This window comes from Campylobacter sp. RM9331 (genome assembly GCF_020137685.1).
GTDB lineage: Bacteria > Campylobacterota > Campylobacteria > Campylobacterales > Campylobacteraceae > Campylobacter_E.
Window position 1 is genome coordinate 57328 of record NZ_JACGBA010000005.1, and the last position, 17765, is coordinate 75092.

Genomic DNA, 17765 nt, shown 5'->3' on the forward strand with positions numbered 1-17765 from the left:
TTTTCTATTTTATTAATTTCTTTTTCTAATAAATTAGAAAAATTATTTTTACTATCTTCGCTTAATTTTATTAAGGTATTTGTATTTGGTAGAGTATTTTTATATGTATTTTCATAAATTTTTGATATATCCATTATAAAATCTCCAATTCAGCATTAATTGCTCCAGCTTGTTTTAAATTTTTAATAATCGTTATTACATCAGCAGGGCTTGCACCTAGTTTATTTAAGGCTCTAGTGATATTTGCTAAAGTTATTTTATCGTTAGTAATTCTTAAAATATTTGAGCTAGTATCAATTACACTACCATCTTTTAAATCAACTTCATTGTCTTTTAGCTCATAAGGTCTTTTAGGTTCAATTTTAATTGTTATATTTCCATGAGATATTAAAACAGGACTAACTTCTACATCAATTCCACTTATTATCGTTCCTGTTTTTTCATTTATTATGATTTTACTATTTGCGTTTATTTCTCCAGCATCTAGCGATAATACTTTTGCTATAAAATCAACTGCACTTTCTTCTTCTGGTCTTTCTATTATTATTGTTTTACCATCTGTAGCTTTTGCTATATCTAAATCATAAGCTTTATTTATTGCATTTTTTATTTTACTAGCTAGTGCAAAATCATTTTGCTTTAGACTTAGAGTAATTCTTTCTTGATTGTTAAAATCAAAATTAACTTCTCTTTCTATACTAGCCCCATTTGTTATTTTTGCATTTGTCATACTAGCACCTTTGCCACTACTATCTATACTAAGCGCTCCTTGAGCTAATGCGTAAATATTTCCATCAACACCTTTTAAAGCACTTAATAAAAGTGTTCCACCTTTTAAACTTTTAGCATCACCTAATGAAGCTACATTTACATCAATTTTATCCCCACTTTTTGCAAAGGCAGGTAATTTTGCACTAATCATAACTGCTGCGGTATTTTTACTTTTAATATCATCAGGGTTTATTTTGATATTCATAGAGCCTAGCATATTTGCAATTGATTGAATAGTAAATTCGCTACTAGAACCATCTCCACTACCATTTAGACCAACAACCAAACCATATCCGATTAATTCATTATCCCTAACTCCAACAATATTTGCTATATCTTTTATTTGTGAAGCCATTAAGGAATTTAATATAAATATCAAAAATATCATAAATCTCATTATTTTTCCTTATTTTAAATATGTTTAAATTAAGCAAATCATATTCCATATTTTTTACAAAAACATTAACCAAATACTAAATTAGCTTTTGTAAAATCAGCAGATTACTTTCAAATTTTAAGGATAATAAATGCACAATTTATTTTTATTTAGTGATTTTATAGCTGATGACAATAAAGCGATTACTTATTTAATTCATTTCGTTTTAGTTATTGCAATTATTTTGGTTTTAGCAAAATTAGCAACTTCTAAAATGCAATTAGTTCCAAAAGGTATTCAAAATATTATGGAAATGTTTTTAGATGGTGTTTTATCTATGGGTAAAGATACTTTAGGCTCAAAGGAAGCAGCTTTAAAATATGTTCCTTTAATCGCTACTCTTGGATTAGTTGTTTTTGTAAGCAATATAATAGGTATAATTCCTGGATTTGAAGCTCCTAGTGCTAGTTTAAATTTAACACTTCCTTTAGCAATAATTGTTTTTATATACTATCATTACGAAGGCATAAAAACTCAAGGATTTTTTAAGTATTTCAAGCATTTTTTTGGTCCTGTTAAATTGATTGCTCCACTTATGTTTGTTGTTGAAGTGATATCACATTTTTCTCGTATAGTTTCTTTATCTTTCCGTCTTTTTGGAAATATTAAAGGAGATGATTTATTTTTAGGTGTTATTTTGGCTTTAGTTCCAATCGTAGCTCCGCTTCCACCATATTTTCTTTTAACATTTATGGCATTTTTACAATCGTTTGTATTTATGATTTTAACTTATGTATATATAGCTAGTGCTATTGCAATTGATGAGGAGCATTAATGGAATTTGAAGTAGTTATTGGTTTAGAAGTTCATACTCAGCTTAATACAAAAACTAAGATTTTTTGTTCTTGTGCGACAAGTTTTGGTGAAGTTGCTAATACTAATGTTTGCCCTGTGTGTTTGGCATTGCCTGGAGCTTTACCTGTATTAAATAAAGAAGCTTTACAAAAGGCTATATATTTTGGTAAAGCAATTAATGCAAAAATTAATGAAGTAAGTATTTTTAATAGAAAAAACTATTTTTATCCTGATTTACCTAAAGCTTATCAAATATCACAATTTGATGTGGCAATAGTTGAAGGTGGAAAATTAGAAATTGAAGGTGATTTTGGTAAAAAAATAGTAGGAATTACTAGAGCTCACCTTGAAGAAGATGCAGGTAAAAATATTCACGAAAACGATAATTCTTTAGTAGATTTAAATCGTGCGGGAACTCCACTACTTGAGATTGTAAGTGAGCCAGATATTAGAAGTGCTGATGAAGCTGTAGCTTATCTTAAAAAACTTCATTCTATTATTAGATTTTTAGATATTAGTGATGCTAATATGCAAGAAGGCTCTTTTAGATGTGATGTTAATATATCTATTAGACCTAAAGGCGATAATAAATTTTATACAAGAGTAGAAATTAAGAATTTAAATAGTTTTAAATTTATTCAAAAAGCAATAGAGTATGAGAAAGAACGCCAAATAGCTGCTTGGATGGATGGTAAGTATGATAGTGAAGTAGTTCAAGAAACAAGATTATTTGATACTACAAGACTTGTTACAAAACCTATGAGAAGCAAAGAAGAAGCTGCTGAATATAGATATTTTGCAGACCCTGATTTATTACCTGTATTTGCTAGTGCCGATATGATTAATGTTGCAATTCCTGAACTTGCAGATGAAAAAATATCTCGTTATGTTAGCGAGTATGGGCTAAAAGAAGATGATGCTAAGGTTTTAGTAAGCTCACTAGAAATGGCTATGTTTTTTGAATATTTAATAAAATCAGGTTGTTCTCCAAAACTTAGTACAACTTGGTTAAGTGTAGAATTAATGGGTTTATTAAAAGGTGAATTAAATATAACAAATTCTCCTGTGGGAAAAGAAAAATTAGCAGATTTGATAAAAGCTATTGAAAATAATGAAATATCAAATAAAGCAGGCAAAGATGTTTTAGCTTATTTGTTTGAAAACGATATAAGTGTAAGCGATGCTATTGATAAACTAGGATTAAAACAAGTTAGTGATGATGGTGCTATTAATGCAATAATAGATGAAATATTATCTAAGAATGCAGATAAGGTAGCTGAATATAAGTCGGGTAAAGATAAATTGTTTGGATTTTTTGTAGGGCAGACTATGAAAGAAGGCAAAGGAGCTTTTAATCCAAATAAAGTAAATGAGCTTTTAAAGGCTAAGCTTGGATGATTAGCGTAATTGGTTCTGGTAAGTGGGGTAGTGCAATAGCTCATGCTATCTCACTTAATAACAAAGTAAATATTTGTTCTTTTAGTAAAAAATCAGGTGAATATATTGATATAAACGAAGCTAAAAAAAGTAAATATTTAATATTTGCATTAAGTGCTCAAGGAACCTATGATTATCTTAGAGCTAACTTTAGTAATTTAAATGATAATTATGTATTAATCGCTTCAAAAGGTATTTATCAAGACTTGTTTTTACACGATGTATTTTCTAAGTTTTTTCCAATAGAAAATATTAGTGTTTTAACTGGCCCATCTTTTGCAGCAGAAGTTAGTAAAAATTTACCAACAGCACTTGTAATTAGTGGTGTTAATGATAAGTTAAATCAAGAATTTGCTAATTTTTTTCCTAGTTTTATAAAGACATACACCGATAATGATGTCGTTGGTGCTGAGATTTGTGGTGCATATAAAAATATTATTGCTATTGCTAGTGGAATTTGTGATGGATTAGAATTAGGTAATAACGCAAGAGCTGCTCTTATTTCTCGTGGTCTTATAGAAATTACTAGATTTGGTAAGTTTTTTGGTGCTAAAGATAATACTTTTCTAGGTTTAAGTGGGGCAGGTGATTTATTTTTAACTGCTAGCTCAACATTATCAAGAAATTACAGAGTGGGATTAATGCTTGCAAAGGGCTATAATCAAGATGAAATTAAGCAAGAATTAAATGAAGTTGCTGAAGGAATTGATACCACTAAATCAGTTTGTAAAATTGCAAAAACACATAATATATATTGTCCTATTGCTAATGAAATTTTATTAATTTTAAATGGCAAGAATGTAAAAACTAGCTTACAAGATTTATTAAAAAAATGAAAAAATTTTTAATTATATTATTTATAAATATTGTATTGTATTCTCAAAATTTATCAAATATAAGCACCCAAAGACTAGCTGGTCAGATGATTATGATAGGTTTTAATGGAAAAGATATTAAAGAATACAATATAAGAAAATTAGGTCAAGAAGCTAGTCTTGGAAAAGTTGGTGGTATAGTTTTTAGGGCAAATAATTTCACAGATATTGAACAGGCAAAAAAATTAGTAAGTAGATTTAAAAATATAGCAATTGTAAATCCATTATTTTTAGGTATTGATTATAAAGATTTAGATAAAAATTATGATTTTTTATATTGTAAAGAACCTGATTTTATTAATCAGAATTTAAATATTAATGATGCTAGATTGAATTATCTAAAATCAGCTTTAAATTTAAAAGAATTAGGACTTAATTTAAATTTAACATTAGGGGTAAATACTAGTATAACTAATGATTTATTAGATAAACTTAGTATCTATGCTAGAGAATACTCTGATGCTTTTAGGCAAAGTAATATTTTAATAGCAGCTAAAACTTTTCCTGGAGATATGAATAATTCTTCAAGTTTTGTTAAAGATTATAGATTAAGTTTTTTAAAGCCATTTTATGATTTTACACAAACTAATAAAGTTGATATGATAATGGTTTCAAATAAAATTTATCCTATACTAGATAAAAAACCAGCAAATATGTCTAAGAAAATCATTAATATATTAAAAAATGATTTATCATTTAATGGGGTAATAGTAAGTGATGATATCTTAGGTGGTGATTTAGATGGTATAGATTTTAAAGATAGGATAATTGATAGTATAAATGCTGGAGTTGATATATTGTATTTTGGATTATCTAGGATAAAGTATGGAGATACAGCAAGTTATGTTGTTGATATTATAAGTCAAGCAGTAGATGATGGTAAAATAAGTAGAAGTAGATTAGAAGAATCTTATATAAAAATTACTTCTTTAAAAGAGAGAATATGATAAAAAAATTATTAGATGAGCAAAGTGGTATTAAAAATACAATTGATAATTTATATTCACACCCTGACCCATTGCAAGTAGTATATGATAATATTAATAGCAAAGATATAGAATTTATTGCTTTAATATGCGCTTTATTTGCGTATGGAAATGCTGGTGCTATAGTAAAATTTTTAAAAAAACTTGATTTTACTTTACTTAATAAAAGTGATGAAGAAATAAGGCAAATAAATCACAAATATAGATTTCAAAACGAAAGAGACGTAGCAGAAATTTTTATTAGTCTAAAAAGATTTAAAGAAAAATCAAGTATAAAAGATTTTAGTCATAAAATTTATAAAACAAGCAAAAATAATAAAATATTAGAAGTTATTCAAGCTTTAATTACTGAGATTTATTCATTGAATGATTATAGAAGTGATGGGTATGAATTCTTTTTTAGTAAAGTTAATAATACAAGTGCGTATAAAAGATATTGTATGTATTATCGTTGGATGGTAAGAAATGATAATTTAGATTTAGGTTTGTTTAGTGAAATTAGCCCTGCTGATTTACTAATGCCACTTGATACACATACACATAAAATGGGGCTTATGTTAGGGCTTATTAAAAGAAAACAAGCCGATCAAAAATGTATGCTAGAGCTTAGTAAGGCTTTAAAAAATTTTTGTGATGAAGACCCTTTAAAATACGATTTTGCTTTATATAGAATATCTCAGACTAATGATGAAAATTCTTTACAAGAATTAATTAAAAATGCCAGAAATTAGTATTATCCAAGAAATTATAGTTTTAATATCGGCATTATTTGCTGGCTTTATTGATGCAATTTGCGGCGGTGGAGGGCTTATTATAATACCTATGCTAATTGCTTTTGGTTTAGGAGAACAATTAGCCATTAGCACTCATAAATTTCAAGCAATGTTTGCGATGTGTTGTTCGTTTTCAACCCTTTTTAAATATATAGAATTTAAAAAAGTATTTATAGGAATGATTTTTAGCATAATAGGTGGTATTTTAGGTGCTAGGGTTCTTTTAATAATTAATCCTGAACCATTAAAACCCATTATATTATTTACTCTTTTATTGATTTTTATATATTCTATTTTCAATTCAAAACTAGGTAGTATTAAAGCTAAGCAAATAATGAGTGAAAAATTATTCTATACGTTTTTTGGCTTATTGATAGGATTTTATGATGGATTTTTAGGGCCTGCTACAGGTTCATTTTGGATATTTGCTAGCATTAGTTTAATAGGTCAAGATATTAAACAAGCAAGTATTAATGCTAAGGCTTTGTGTATGGCAAGCGGTATGATTTCTCTTATAATATTTATGATAGATTTTAAGATTTATTATTCGCTTGGTTTAAAAATGGCTATGTGTGGTATATTTGGAGCATTTTTAGGTGCTAAATTTGTTTTAAAATATAAAAGTGATTCTATCAAAAAAATATTTTTAGTTATTGTTTTTATAACTTTACTTAAACTAACTTATGAATATTATTTAAAATAATTTTTATTACAAATTATAAAATTTATTTATACAAAAGACTTTTTATAAACTTATTTAGTCTTGTATAATTTAACTAAAATTATTATATAATTTCTTTATGGAATTTAGTTTATTAGAATATTTTATAGGCTTTTTAGCTTCTTTTATTGGTGGTTTTATTGATGCTATTGTGGGTGGTGGCGGACTTGTTACATTGCCTGTGATTTTAGGACTTGGAGTGCCACCATCTTTAGCTATTGCAACTAGTAAGTTACAAGCTAGTATGGCTGCAGTTTCTGCTGTATTTAGTTTAAGAAAAGAAATAAAATTTAAAGAATTAAGACTTGGAATTTTAATAACAGCAATTTTTTCAATTCTTGGAAGTTATGTTTTGCTTTTAATATCTAATGAAGCTATTATGCCACTTATTTTAGTTATTTTAATATTAGTATTTATTTATACTATTTTTAAGCCAAATCTAGGGAATATAAACAAAAAAGCTATTTTAAGCACTACTTTATTTTTAATAATTTTTGGTGTTATTTTGGGATTTTATGATGGTTTTATAGGACCAGGAACTGGCTCATTTTGGATATTAGCATTTACTTCTTTATTAGGATTTAATCTAAAGCAAGCATCAATAAATACTAAATTATTAAACACTACAAGCAATGTTTGTTCTTTATGTTTCTTTTTGTGCTTTTATGATGTTTTAATTAAACTTGGTCTTATTATGGGAATAGGTGGGATAATAGGCGCTTATTTAGGTGGTAAATGTCTTCTAAAAATTAATATAAATATAATTAGATGGGTTTTTATAATTATTGTTTTTTGCACTATTTGTAAATTAATATATTCAAATTTCTTTTAGCATTTTAAAATAGTTTTCAAATTCTTTGCACTCATTTATTACTTTAAAACCATATCTTTCGTATATTTGTGAAGATTTGGTTATTAGTGTAATTTTTTTATAACCTTTATTTTTTGCTATATTAATTGCATATTCAAGCATTTCTTTTAATATCCCCATTTTTCTATAGCTAGGAATTATCGCTACACTATCTATATAAAATTCATCTTTATCGCATTCTTTTATAATCTCATAATTTGAGTTTATATTTTTTAAATATTGCTTTAAAGCGTCATCATTATATTCTCTATCGCCATAAGCACAACAAATTGAAATAATTTGATTGTCTTTTTCATATACAAATAAATTATCAAGACAAAATCTAGTTTTTTCCTTGCCAAAAAATTCATAAAATTTTTCTATTTTTTTATGATAGTCTTTCTCGTTAAAAAAGTTTTCACTAAACTCAGCCATTGCTAAGTCTAAAATCTCGCAAGCCTTATAATCACTCATTCTAGCAGGTCTAATCATTAGTTATCCTTGTTTTTGTAAAATCTTAACCAAATTTTAATTATAAGAGGTGAATATGGGAAGAGCGTTTGAATACAGACGTGCAGCAAAAGAAGCTCGTTGGGATAAGATGAGTAAGATATTTCCAAAATTAGCAAAAGCTATTGAAGTTGCAGCAAAAGAAGGTGGAATTGACCCTGAAATGAACGCAAAACTTCGTTCAGCAATAGCAACAGCAAAAGCTCAAAATATGCCAAAAGATAATATTGACGCGGCATTAAAAAGAGCAGCAGGTAAAGATGGAAACGATATTAAAAGCCTTCATTATGAAGCTAAAGCTAATTACGGAGTGCAAATTATAGTTGAAGTTGCTACTGATAATACCAATAGAACCGCAGCTAATATAAAAGCTATTTTTAATAAAAACGGAGCTACTCCACTTGTAAATGGTAGTTTAGAATTTTTATTTTCAAGAAAAAGTGTTTTTGTATGTAAAAAACCTAATATGGATTTAGAAGAATTAGAATTAAGCCTAATTGATTTTGGTTTAGAAGAATTAGAAGATGAAGAAGAAAATGTAAGAATTATCGGAGCTTATGATAGCTTTAAAGAGCTTAGCACAGGAATTGATGAGCTTAAATTAGAGCTTGTTAGTGGAAGACTTGAATATGTCCCAAACAATCCAATAAGTCTTAGTGAAGAGCAAATCACTGAACTTGAAAAATTATTAGATAAGCTTGAAGAAGATGATGATGTTCAAGCAGTTTATACAAATATAGAATAAGGAAAAATTATGTTAAAAGTATATGACAATTTTGCAGATTTAGAAAATATTAATGAAGCGATTATTAAGACAAATAAAGGTGATATGAAATTAACTTTATTTAAAGATAGCCCGCAAGCTACTTTAAATTTTGTTCATTTAGCAAAAAATGGATTTTATAATGGTCTAAAATTTCATAGAGTAATTCCTAATTTCGTTATTCAAGGTGGTTGTCCTTTAGGCACAGGCACAGGTGGTCCTGGTTGGAATATTAAATGTGAATGCAAAAATCAAGAGCATAAGCATTTAAGAGGGACTTTATCTATGGCTCACGCTGGTCGTGATACTGGTGGCTCTCAATTTTTTGTTTGTCATTCAGCACAACCACACTTAGATGGAGTTCATACGATTTTTGGTCAAGTTAATAATGAAGATGGCTTAAAGGTTCTTGATAGTATCCGCCAAGGCGATATTATTGAAAGTATTGAAATAAAATAATTTAAAATATCTAAGATATGATTCAAATTCTTTAATTTAGGTTAAAGAATTTGAAAATTAATTAAATTGATGATTATATTGCTTTTTACGAGGATATAAAAGTTTTTTGCAGATATTTTTTAAATATCTTTTTATTATATTTTTTTTACTTGTTCTAATACTATTAAATATCATATCAAGCTCTATTCTTTCCTTTTCGGTAATCACTTTTAATCCTTTAATTGTTTTCTTATACGAGACATTAAAAATAATAACTCATCATCATCTAATTCACAAAGCATTGTAAATACAGCTTTTACTGCTTGTGGTTTAGAATTACCTAAACGCCAGTCTTGATAAGTTCGCATAGGTAATCCTAAACGCTGCGACATTGCTTGCAAAGAAATTTTCTTACCATTTTCTTTACTTTCTATCGCATTATGTAATAAATTAAATATATCGTTCGTCTCAATCATTTTTAAATTATACGATTTTAAAAATTAAACTTCGCTAAAACGGAGTTTATATTTGTAAAAAAATATAAAAAATACAAAATATCCTTAAATCAATACATTAAAAAATAAAATATATACGAAATAATGTATAAAATATATGATTAAATAATTTTACTAAATTAAGTTGAGTGTATTAGACTAAATAGTTACTTGATAGTTAACAACTCAAGTGATATAATTCATTTATCAATTTTAAGGTATGAGTGATAATGAGTAAAAAAACTGATTTTATACTAGAGCAAATGATTAAAGCTTATTTAAGCGAGCAAAATCCAATTGGCTCTATGTTATTGCAAGATAGTTTGAATGTTCCTGCAAGCACTATAAGAGTTTATTTTAAACAACTTGATAGTGATGGTTATATTTCAAAACTTCACGCAAGCGGTGGAAGAATTCCTACTCAAAAAGCTATGAAATATTATTGGAAGCAATTTTTTAATTATGAATTAAATTCTAAATTAGAATTAAACTCAACTTTAAATTTATTAAGAGTTGCTAACGAGAATGATTTGTTTTTCCTTATTGTTGATAACAAAAAAATATTTTTAAATGATATTTTAAACATTGAAAATAGATTTATTATTTTAGATTTTATAGAAAATAGGGTTTTGATTGATTTTAACGATGAATTAAATATACTTTTTAATCAGTTAAAAGGATACGAGATAAATGATATTAAGACGATTTTATATAGATTAAATTTAATAAATACTTTAAGTGATATTGAAAATTCTTTTAAAAATAAAATTAAATTTATATGTGGAGAAAAAATTTTTGCAAATATTGTAAAACTTTCTTCATTTAGTTCTATTATGAATTTAAAGTTACTTGATTATTTTACTAATAACTTGATTTATGATGAGCTATTTTTACCTGATTTTATGGGAGTTAAATTAGATTGTAATTATATGCAAAATAAAAGCTCTTTAATAATTGCAGGTAGTATTTTTACAGATTATGAAAATGTTTTAAATCAATTAAGGGAGGCGATATGAGCGAAAAAGCCACGCAAGAAGAAAATGTAGTAAATAACGAAGAAGTTTGCGAATGCAATGAAAATTGTGAATGCGAACAAAATGAGTTAAGTAATGAAGAAATTGCTTTAAGAGCAGAGCTTGATAAGGCAAATGAAGAATTTGCAAAATTAAAAGACGCTTATCTTAGAGCTAATGCAGATTTTGAAAATTATAAAAAACGCTTAGAAAAAGATAAGCAAAGTGCTGTTTTATATGCACAAGAAGGATTTCTTAAGGATTTAATACCTGTTTTAGACGCATTAGAAAATGCTAGTAATTTTGAAGCAGATGATGAGTTTTCAAAACAACTTAAACAAGGTATTGATAATACTTTAAGTTTATTTAAAAATATCCTAGCAAAACACGGAATTAAAGAAATCGTAGCTAATGAAGGTGATGAATTTGACCCTAGTTATCACGAAGCTATGATGCATGTTGAAGCAGAGCTTGAGCCAAATTGTGTTGCAGCTATGTTTCAAAAGGGTTATATGATAAATGACAGAATAATTAGAGCTTGTAAAGTAAGCGTATCAAAATAAAAGGAGAAAATTATGGGAAAAGCAATAGGTATAGATTTAGGAACAACAAATTCATGTGTAGCAATTTATGAGCGTGGAGAAAAAAAAGTAATTCCAAATAAAGAAGGAAAAAACACAACTCCTTCAATAGTAGCATTTACAGATAAAGGCGAAGTTTTAGTAGGTGATAGTGCAAAACGCCAAGCAGTAGCAAACCCAGAAAAAACAATTTATTCAATTAAAAGAATTATGGGTCTTATGATGAATGAAGATAATGCTAAAGAAGCGGCAAAACATTTACCTTATAAAATAGTAGATAGAAATGGTGCTTGTGCGATAGAAATTGCAGGTAAAACTTACACTCCACAAGAAATTTCTTCAAAAGTTTTAATGAAACTTAAAGAAGATGCTGAAAGCTATTTAGGAACACCTGTAACTGATGCAGTAATTACCGTTCCAGCATATTTTAACGATGCACAAAGAAAAGCTACTAAAGAAGCAGGTCAAATCGCAGGATTAAATGTATTAAGAATTATAAACGAACCAACCGCAGCAGCTCTAGCTTATGGTCTTGATAAAGTAAGTGCTGAAAAAATTGCAGTATATGACCTAGGTGGTGGGACATTTGACGTTACAATTCTAGAAACTGGTGATGGTGTTGTAGAAGTTTTAGCAACTGGTGGTAATGCGTTTTTAGGTGGAGATGATTTTGATAATAAATTAATTGATTTCTTAGCAACTGAGTTTAAAAATGAGCAAGGAATTGATTTAAGAAATGACAAAATGGCGTTACAAAGATTAAAAGAAGCAGCAGAAAACGCTAAAAAAGAGCTTTCAAGCACAAATCAAACTGAAGTGAATTTACCATTCATTACAGCTGACGCAACAGGTCCAAAACACCTTGTAAAAACAATTACAAAAGCTCAATTTGAAGGAATGATTGACTCACTTGTGGCTGAAACTATCACAAAAATCAATGAAGTTATAAGTGAAGCAGGAATTAGCAAAAACGAGATTAAAGAAGTAGTAATGGTTGGAGGTTCAACTCGTGTGCCTTTAGTTCAAGAAGAAGTTAAAAAAGTATTTGGAAAAGAACTAAATAAAAGCGTAAATCCTGATGAAGTTGTTGCAATGGGTGCTGCTACTCAAGCAGGAATTATTCAAGGTGATGTAAAAGATGTGCTTTTACTTGATGTTACTCCACTTAGTCTTGGAATTGAAACTTTAGGCGGAGTTATGAGTAAAATCATAGAAAAAGGTGCAACAATTCCTACTAAAAAAAGCCAAACATTCTCAACTGCAGAAGATAATCAAAGTGCAGTTACTATTAATGTTTTACAAGGTGAGCGTGAGTTTAGCCGTGATAATAAATCTCTTGGTAATTTTAACCTTGAAGGTATCCCAGCAGCTCCAAGAGGTGTTCCACAAATTGAAGTTACATTTGATATTGATGCAAATGGTATTTTAACGGTAAGTGCATTAGATAAAGCAAGTGGTAAAGCTCAAAATATCACAATCACAGGTTCAAGCGGATTAAGTGATGAAGAGATTAAAAATATGATAAACGAAGCTGAGAAAAACAAAGAAGCTGATAAATTAAGAAGAGAAGTAGTAGATGCGAAAAATCAAGCTCAAAGCCTAGTTCATCAAGTTCAAAAAAGCCTAAATGATTTAGGAGATAAAGTTGAACCTGCAATTAAACAAGAGATTGAAGGTGCAATAAATGAGCTAAATGATGTAGTAAATAATGAAAACGCAACAAAAGCTCAAATAGATGAGAAAATGAAAAAACTAAGCGACGCAAGTCATAAATTAGCTGAAAATCTTTACAAAAAAGATGATAGCAAAGACGCTAAAAAAAGCGAAAAAGATGATGCAGTAGATGCAGAAGTAGAATAATAATTTATTAAAAACTAGTCTTACAAGGATTTATCCTTAATTTTAGGAATTTCAATTTGAAATTCCTAATTTATCTTAATTTAAAATATCTTTTAATGTTTATTTTTATTGATGGTAAAATTTAGTAAATATTATATTTTTATACAAGAATAGATTGCAAGCTCTGAATTAATTTTGTAAATTACAATTAAGTATGAAAAGTATATAAAATAAGAGTTCTTATATTTTATAAAATAATTTTTAAGAATTTAAATAAGTCATATAGTTTTTAAATAAGCATATATAAAAATTAAGTATTTTTAAAAACATTTGATAGCGATTTTAAACCCAAAATATAATTTATTTTTTATTACTGCAATATTTAAAGCATATATCAATTATTATAAAGTAAGTTATTAAAATCATTTGAATTATTTTTTTATACTAGTATTTAAGCTTTAAATGGTTTTTAGCTCTTATAATTTAGCGCAAAAACTAAGGATAATATAGGTAAAAATACCTATATTATTGATTTTTATCTATTTGTTTTATTAAATCACTCATTTTTACATTTTGACCTAATATTTTTAGGTAGATATAATAGTTTGCTAAAACTTTTTTACCATACAATCTACTTTCTAAATAAGGCACAAGCTCCATTGATAAGAATGGTTCGTATGATTTTAGTTTAGAATTTGGATTAAACATATAATCTTTTTTTAGCATTCTTTGAGTAAATCCTAAGCCCCCGTTATAAGCATAAGCTATAAATATAGGATGCTTAACTCCTTTTTTAAGCGTATTTAAATGAGCGTTTGCGAATTTATAAGCTATTTTTGGGTCAAACATTTGAGTAACATCAAAATCATTATCATTAAAATCAACTTTAGCAGTATGTCTTGCTACAAAAGGCATAAATTGCATCATACCTAAAGCATAAGAAGTGCTTACAGAAGCTGGTAAAAATCTGCTTTCTTGTTTAGCAATAGCTAAAATTAGTGCTTTTTGCTCTATGCTATAATTGGCTAATTCTTCAGGAAATGGTATTGGATAAATATTATCTTTAAAATTACTTAATTTATCGCTAATTACTAGATATTGTCCTTGAGTATTTTTGGTATTAAAATATTCTTGCATTTCGCTAAGCTTTTGAGTATCAGCGTTTTTAATGTCATTCATAAATCTAGCTTGAACTAAAGCATTATTTATAGGATAATCTATGCTTTTTGTAGGATTTGGTGTGATGATGGTCGGTAATGGTGTGTTTGTTAGCTCTTTTGCTAAAATACTATAAATATTTAAATCATCACTATTTGCTAAAGTATCTAAATGTCTAGTTTTATTACTAGCTAAATAAGCAAAAAATAAAGCATTATCCTTTGGTCTTTTATATTTATAAGTTTTATTAGCTCTTAAAAAGTATTTTTCTGCTAAGGCATTTTTATTAAACATAAGTGCATTTAAACCTAGTGCAAATGCTAAATCTTCTTTAGCGTCTTCTTTATCAAGACTTGCTAATTTTTCTTTTATTTTTGGATATTTATCATCTACTATAGCTGAGTTTAAAAATTTATAAGCATTAGGGTGTTCCATCATACTAGCACGAGTAAGTGGCCCTGGAGAAAAATCATCTAGCTTATATCCATCATAATAAAGCTTCATTAAGGTTTTTCCATCACCTTTTTTAATGCTTTCTGCCACAGGGTTTTTGTTAGCTAATATGCTTAATTGTGAGCTTAGATTTTTATCTTTTTGTTTATAAATATTTGCTAGTTTTATTAGGTTTTCTTTGCTTAACTTTTTTGCAAAATTTATTTCTTTTAGTCTAAATACCTGACATTTTTCATCTGCGTTCATTATGGAATTGATTGAATAATTATAGCAAGAATCAGCAGGTAATGTCTTTGGCTCTTCTTTAATATTTTTGCTTAGTTTTTCATATTCTTTTTTCATAACTCCAGCAAAACGGAAAATATGTGTTTTAAATTCTTTTAAATCTTCTTTTTTTATCTCATTATTTTTTAATAAATTATATAAAAAAAAGTCCTTAGCAAGTGAGTTCGGCTCATTTTTTAATTCTTCATAAGTATATGAAAATAAAGCTTGAGCAATTAATAATATACTAATTAATTTTTTCATAATAATCCTTTTACGATTTTTACTAATTCAAATAATCCGATTTGTAATAAATGTATTCCTACGAAAACAGCAATAGGAGCAAGACTTACCATGCCTATATTTAAAAATCTAGGCGGTATTATCATATATACTAAATCAAAGGCAGGTCTTACTAATTTATATACAATATTGTATATTTTATATCCGATAGGGCTTGTAAAAGCTTGTGGAAAAAACGAAAATAAACAATAGGCAATAACTAAATATGAATAAATATTTAGTCCTCTTATTATCAATACAAATAGTAAAACTACAATATCAGCAAAGCTCATCTTTTACCTTTAAAAACTCACTCATACAAGGTTGCATAATCTCATAAATTTGTGCTAATTCAGGGCCGTGAGCTGAACCGCTAAGCAATAATCTTAAGCTCATAAATAATTGTTTGCCTTTTAAATTAGCGTTGTGATTTAGTTTAAATTCTTCGTATTTGCTAGGTATGTTTGATTTTTCTAATTCAGCTTTTAATAATTTCGCACTCTCACTAAAATCTAAATTGTTAGCAAAAACTATATTAAATGGTAGAAAATATCCACTAAGTTTAGCTCTAATTTCATTTAAAGTGCTTGCTTCTTCTAAGTGAAGTTTTGCTAATTTTGCTAATACTTTTACATTACTAAACTTAGCTAAAAACTCATCTTTAAACAATAATCTAGCTAGAATTTCATCATCTAAAATCTTAATATGCTCTCTATTTATAAATCTTAATTTTGCCATACTAAATCTAGCTGGAGATTTAGAAATATTGCTTATTTCAAACCAAGAAATTGCATCATTCATCGTAAAAATTTCATCAGGGGTTTTATTGCCTAAAGCTAGTAAATAATTAGCTATCGCATCAGGCAAAAAGCCTTCATTTAAAAGCCATTTTACGCTTGAATGCTCTTGTCTTTTACTCATTTTTTGACCGCTTTCTTCGTCTAAAATGATAGGTAAATGTGCATATTGCATACTTTCATTAAAGCCTAAAGACGCCTTTATATGCTCTTGTTTTGGAGTATTGCTTACATGGTCTTCTCCACGGATAATAAAGCTAACTCCTTCGCACATATCATCCATAGAACATGCAAAATTATATGTAGGTGTCCCATCAGCTCTTAAAATCACAAAACTATCAACATCATTTGGCTCAAATGATAAAACGCCTTTTATTTCATCTTTGAAAGTGATTGTGTTTTTAGGTTTTTTAAGTCTTATTACGAATGGTTTATTTAAATCTTGTTTTAAATTCTCGCAAGTTCCATCGTATCTATAAGCTCTTTTTTCGTTTTTTGCTAATTCTTTTTTTTCTTCTAATTCAGCTTCGGTGCAATAGCATTTAAAAGCAGAACCATTTTCTAATAATTTTGCTGCTAATTTTTGATGAGTTGCTAGATGAGTGCTTTGCACATAGTATTCGTCCCAATTAATCCCAAATAAATTTAAAATACTCTTAATCTCTTCTTCTTTGCCTTGAATATTTCTAGCAGTATCTGTGTCTTCTATCCTTAAAATAAACTTTTTATTATATTTTTTCGCACATACATAATTAATAACGGCAGTTCTTAAATTCCCTATATGCATATCGCCTGTAGGTGATGGGGCAAATCTAAACATTTGTAATTCCTTGATATGATTTTTCATAATTCTATTTTAAGAAAGTAAAAAGAGTGCCAATGAAAGAAGTATTAAAAAAAATTTCTTTTTTTAAAGATTTTAGCGAAAATGAGCTTGAAGAATTAGCAAAAATTTGTATTCTTAAAAGCTACGAAAAAGGCGAAATGCTATTTATGGAAGGTGAAAGTAGTAAGTATTTGCACTTATTAATTAAAGGTAATATTAAGGTTTATAAAACCAACCAAAAAGGAGCTGAAATTTTTATGCATAAATTAACTCCGATTTCTTTTGTAGCCGAATTAGCTAATTTTGAAAATATCCCTTTTCCTGCGAGTGCTAGTTTTTTAAATAGTGGGGAAGTGATTAAGATTGATTTTGAAGAGCTTAAAAATAAGTTTTTAACTAAGGTTGATTTTGTTCTAGCTTTATTAAGTGGAATTTCAAAAAAGTTAATTTATTTATCAGAATTCGTTCATAATGAAATGATTTTAAGTGCTGAAGCAAAGTTAGCTAAATTAGTTTGCGAACAAAGCGAAGTATTTAAGAGTATAAAACATATCCAATTAGCTTCATTTATAAATCTAGCTCCAGAGACTTTTTCTAGAATTTTAGCTAAGTTTAAAAATGATGGAATTATTAGTTTTGATGATGATAAAAACTTAATAATTCACGATGAAAAATATTTAAAATCACTTTACGAGAATTAATT

At 27.5% G+C, this 17765-nt stretch carries 20 protein-coding genes; 13 read left to right on the forward strand and 7 right to left on the reverse strand.

Features of this window, described 5'->3' with window-relative positions:
* Positions 1-133 precede the first annotated feature (133 nt).
* A complete protein-coding gene (locus AVBRAN9331_RS03460; protein WP_336612403.1) occupies positions 134-1168 on the reverse strand; it encodes a flagellar basal body P-ring protein FlgI in 1035 nt (344 codons plus the stop codon).
* Positions 1169-1298: 130 nt separating this feature from the next.
* Here AVBRAN9331_RS03460 and AVBRAN9331_RS03465 point away from each other — a divergent pair, with 130 nt between their 5' ends.
* From AVBRAN9331_RS03465 to AVBRAN9331_RS03495, 7 genes are all read left to right on the forward strand, one after another.
* Positions 1299-1982, forward strand: coding sequence for a F0F1 ATP synthase subunit A (locus AVBRAN9331_RS03465; RefSeq protein ID WP_336612404.1), 684 nt, complete (start codon positions 1299-1301; stop codon positions 1980-1982).
* Entirely contained in the window at positions 1982-3400 is a 1419-nt protein-coding gene (gatB, locus tag AVBRAN9331_RS03470; protein ID WP_336612405.1) for an Asp-tRNA(Asn)/Glu-tRNA(Gln) amidotransferase subunit GatB, read from the forward strand. The genes AVBRAN9331_RS03465 and gatB overlap by 1 nt, the downstream gene beginning before the upstream one ends.
* Positions 3397-4275 (forward strand): NAD(P)H-dependent glycerol-3-phosphate dehydrogenase, encoded by an 879-nt coding sequence (locus AVBRAN9331_RS03475; protein ID WP_214150452.1) that lies wholly within the window; start codon positions 3397-3399, stop codon positions 4273-4275. The genes gatB and AVBRAN9331_RS03475 overlap by 4 nt, the downstream gene beginning before the upstream one ends.
* Complete coding sequence (locus AVBRAN9331_RS03480; protein ID WP_214118812.1) at positions 4272-5261, forward strand: glycoside hydrolase family 3 N-terminal domain-containing protein; 990 nt, start codon at positions 4272-4274, stop codon at positions 5259-5261. Before AVBRAN9331_RS03475 ends, AVBRAN9331_RS03480 begins: the two co-directional genes overlap by 4 nt.
* Complete coding sequence (locus tag AVBRAN9331_RS03485; protein ID WP_336612406.1) at positions 5258-6031, forward strand: TIGR02757 family protein; 774 nt, start codon at positions 5258-5260, stop codon at positions 6029-6031. Before AVBRAN9331_RS03480 ends, AVBRAN9331_RS03485 begins: the two co-directional genes overlap by 4 nt.
* Positions 6018-6776 (forward strand): sulfite exporter TauE/SafE family protein, encoded by a 759-nt coding sequence (locus tag AVBRAN9331_RS03490; protein WP_336612407.1) that lies wholly within the window; start codon positions 6018-6020, stop codon positions 6774-6776. The genes AVBRAN9331_RS03485 and AVBRAN9331_RS03490 overlap by 14 nt, the downstream gene beginning before the upstream one ends.
* 97 nt (positions 6777-6873) lie before the next feature.
* Positions 6874-7626 (forward strand): TSUP family transporter, encoded by a 753-nt coding sequence (locus AVBRAN9331_RS03495; RefSeq protein WP_214118818.1) that lies wholly within the window; start codon positions 6874-6876, stop codon positions 7624-7626.
* Here AVBRAN9331_RS03495 and AVBRAN9331_RS03500 read toward each other — a convergent pair.
* The gene (locus AVBRAN9331_RS03500) at positions 7612-8136 is read right to left on the reverse strand and encodes a GNAT family N-acetyltransferase (protein WP_336607048.1); all 525 of its coding nucleotides are present in this window, start codon (positions 8134-8136) and stop codon (positions 7612-7614) included. The two genes, AVBRAN9331_RS03495 and AVBRAN9331_RS03500, sit on opposite strands and share 15 nt — an antisense overlap.
* Positions 8137-8191: 55 nt before the next feature.
* Between AVBRAN9331_RS03500 and AVBRAN9331_RS03505 the strand changes: the two genes are divergently transcribed.
* Positions 8192-8899, forward strand: coding sequence for a YebC/PmpR family DNA-binding transcriptional regulator (locus tag AVBRAN9331_RS03505; RefSeq protein WP_214118822.1), 708 nt, complete (start codon positions 8192-8194; stop codon positions 8897-8899).
* A gap of 9 nt (positions 8900-8908) precedes the next feature.
* Entirely contained in the window at positions 8909-9376 is a 468-nt protein-coding gene (locus tag AVBRAN9331_RS03510) for a peptidylprolyl isomerase (protein ID WP_214118824.1), read from the forward strand.
* A 57-nt stretch (positions 9377-9433) separates the two neighbouring features.
* Here the strand turns inward: AVBRAN9331_RS03510 and AVBRAN9331_RS03515 are convergent, their stop codons facing one another.
* Both AVBRAN9331_RS03515 and AVBRAN9331_RS03520 read right to left on the reverse strand, forming a co-directional pair.
* Entirely contained in the window at positions 9434-9583 is a 150-nt protein-coding gene (locus tag AVBRAN9331_RS03515; protein ID WP_214118826.1) for a hypothetical protein, read from the reverse strand.
* A gap of 2 nt (positions 9584-9585) precedes the next feature.
* Entirely contained in the window at positions 9586-9831 is a 246-nt protein-coding gene (locus tag AVBRAN9331_RS03520; protein WP_214118828.1) for an XRE family transcriptional regulator, read from the reverse strand.
* 248 nt (positions 9832-10079) lie between these two features.
* Between AVBRAN9331_RS03520 and AVBRAN9331_RS03525 the strand changes: the two genes are divergently transcribed.
* Genes AVBRAN9331_RS03525 through dnaK form a run of 3 tightly spaced genes read left to right on the forward strand, consistent with a single transcriptional unit; the run spans position 10080 to position 13303 of the window.
* Positions 10080-10865, forward strand: coding sequence for a hypothetical protein (locus AVBRAN9331_RS03525; RefSeq protein WP_214120281.1), 786 nt, complete (start codon positions 10080-10082; stop codon positions 10863-10865).
* Positions 10862-11425: a nucleotide exchange factor GrpE gene (locus tag AVBRAN9331_RS03530; protein WP_336612408.1), complete on the forward strand. Its 564-nt coding sequence runs from the start codon at positions 10862-10864 to the stop codon at positions 11423-11425. Before AVBRAN9331_RS03525 ends, AVBRAN9331_RS03530 begins: the two co-directional genes overlap by 4 nt.
* Positions 11426-11437: 12 nt before the next feature.
* Complete coding sequence (gene dnaK, locus AVBRAN9331_RS03535) at positions 11438-13303, forward strand: molecular chaperone DnaK (protein WP_336612409.1); 1866 nt, start codon at positions 11438-11440, stop codon at positions 13301-13303.
* A gap of 504 nt (positions 13304-13807) precedes the next feature.
* Here the strand turns inward: dnaK and AVBRAN9331_RS03540 are convergent.
* Genes AVBRAN9331_RS03540 through gltX form a run of 3 tightly spaced genes read right to left on the reverse strand, consistent with a single transcriptional unit; the run spans position 13808 to position 17056 of the window.
* Positions 13808-15421 carry a lytic transglycosylase domain-containing protein gene (locus AVBRAN9331_RS03540; protein WP_336612410.1) on the reverse strand — a complete coding sequence of 538 codons (1614 nt, stop codon included), beginning with the start codon at positions 15419-15421 and terminating at the stop codon, positions 13808-13810.
* The gene (locus AVBRAN9331_RS03545) at positions 15418-15732 is read right to left on the reverse strand and encodes a YggT family protein (protein WP_336607044.1); all 315 of its coding nucleotides are present in this window, start codon (positions 15730-15732) and stop codon (positions 15418-15420) included. Before AVBRAN9331_RS03545 ends, AVBRAN9331_RS03540 begins: the two co-directional genes overlap by 4 nt.
* Positions 15719-17056: a glutamate--tRNA ligase gene (gene gltX, locus AVBRAN9331_RS03550; RefSeq protein WP_336608583.1), complete on the reverse strand. Its 1338-nt coding sequence runs from the start codon at positions 17054-17056 to the stop codon at positions 15719-15721. Before gltX ends, AVBRAN9331_RS03545 begins: the two co-directional genes overlap by 14 nt.
* 59 nt (positions 17057-17115) lie before the next feature.
* Here gltX and AVBRAN9331_RS03555 point away from each other — a divergent pair, with 59 nt between their 5' ends.
* Positions 17116-17763: a Crp/Fnr family transcriptional regulator gene (locus tag AVBRAN9331_RS03555; RefSeq protein WP_214118979.1), complete on the forward strand. Its 648-nt coding sequence runs from the start codon at positions 17116-17118 to the stop codon at positions 17761-17763.
* Positions 17764-17765: the final 2 nt, after the last annotated feature.